Source organism: Streptomyces sp. NPDC047081, assembly GCF_040643775.1.
Lineage (GTDB): Bacteria > Actinomycetota > Actinomycetes > Streptomycetales > Streptomycetaceae > Streptomyces.
The window spans coordinates 1-1,724 of sequence record NZ_JBEYUY010000076.1; the positions used below are offsets into that span (position 1 = coordinate 1).

Genomic DNA, 1,724 nt, shown 5'->3' on the forward strand with positions numbered 1-1,724 from the left:
TTCAGTTTCCGATCTCTGCAAGGAACTTGGCATCGAGCGCGTCACTCTCTACCGGTACGTCGGCCCCAAAGGCGAGCTCAGAGACCATGGAAAGCATGTTCTTGGCCTTGCATAGCAACTCTTTTCTTTTCGCAGGTTGAGCCACCTCCGCGCCTCATCAGCAAACTGAAGGAACCTCCATTGAATCGGACTTATATTTTTTTGGGTGAATCGCATTCTGACTGGTTGCCTGTCAGAGGCGGAGAATCCGGTGATTTTGTTTTTCGACGTGGTGACGGGCATGCCTTCGCGAAAATCGCACCTGCTTCCCGTCGCGGTGAGCTCGCTGGAGAGCGTGACCGCCTCATTTGGCTCAAAGGTCGAGGTGTGGCTTGCCCCGAGGTAATCAACTGGCAGGAGGAACAGGAGGGCGCATGCCTAGTGATAACGGCAATTCCGGGAGTACCGGCGGCGGATCTGTCTGGAGCAGATTTGCTCAAAGCGTGGCCGTCAATGGGGCAGCAACTTGGGGCTGTTCACAGCCTATCGGTTGATCAATGTCCGTTTGAGCGCAGGCTGTCGCGAATGATCGGACGCGCCGTTGATGTGGTGTCCCGCAATGCCGTCAATCCCGACTTCTTACCTGACGAGGACAAGAGTACGCCGCAGCTCGATCTTTTGGCTCGTGTCGAACGAGAGCTACCGGTGCGGCTCGACCAAGAGCGCACCGATATGGTTGTTTGCCATGGTGATCCCTGCATGCCGAACTTCATGGTAGACCCTAGAACTCTTCAATGTACGGGTCTGATCGACCTTGGGCGGCTCGGAACAGCAGATCGCTATGCCGATTTGGCACTCATGATTGCTAACGCCGAAGAGAACTGGGCAGCGCCAGATGAAGCAGAGCGCGCCTTCGCTGTCCTATTCAATGTATTGGGGATCGAAGCCCCCGACCGCGAACGCCTTGCCTTCTATCTGCGATTGGACCCTCTTACTTGGGGTTGATGTTCATGCCGCCTGTTTTTCCTGCTCATTGGCACGTTTCCCAACCTGTTCTCATTGCGGACACCTTTTCCAGCCTCGTTTGGAAAGTTTTTTTGCCAGACGGGACTCCTGCAATCGTCAAAGGATTGAAACCTATAGAAGACATTGCTGATGAACTGCGCGGGGCCGACTATCTGGTATGGCGCAGTGGGAGGGGAGCAGTCCGGTTGCTCGGTCGTGAGAACAATCTGATGTTGCTCGAATATGCCGGGGAGCGAATGCTCTCTCACATCGTTGCCGAGCACGGCGACTACCAGGCGACCGAAATTGCAGCGGAACTGATGGCGAAGCTGTATGCCGCATCTGAGGAACCCCTGCCTTCTGCTCTTCTCCCGATCCGGGAGCGCTTTGCAGCTTTGTTTCAGCGGGCGCGTGACGATCAAAACGCAGGTCGTCAAACTGACTACGTCCACGCGGCGATTATAGCTGATCAAATGATGAGCAATGCCTCGGAACTGCGTGGGCTGCATGGCGATCTGCATCATGAAAATATCATGTTCTCCAGTCGCGGCTGGCTGGTGAGAGATCCAGTCGGTCTGGTCGGTGAAGTGGGCTTTGGCGCCGCCAATATGTTCTACGATCCGGCTGACAGAGACGACCTTTGTCTCGATCCTAGACGCATTGCACAGATGGCGGACGCATTCTCTCGTGCGCTGGACGTCGATCCGCGTCGGCTGCTCGACCAGGCGTACGCTTACGGG

General features: G+C 55.7%; 2 protein-coding genes. Both read left to right on the plus strand.

Annotated elements, in window-relative coordinates; genetic code table 11:
* The first annotated feature begins 180 nt into the window (after window positions 1–180).
* Window positions 181–984, plus strand: a complete 804-nt coding sequence (gene aph(3'')-Ib, locus ABZ848_RS49510; RefSeq protein ID WP_025464697.1) for an aminoglycoside O-phosphotransferase APH(3'')-Ib — start codon at window positions 181–183, stop codon at window positions 982–984.
* The coding region (locus tag ABZ848_RS49515; protein ID WP_360843736.1) for an APH(6)-I family aminoglycoside O-phosphotransferase at window positions 984–1,724 on the plus strand (741 nt) is incomplete at its 3' end. The genes aph(3'')-Ib and ABZ848_RS49515, both read left to right, overlap by 1 nt.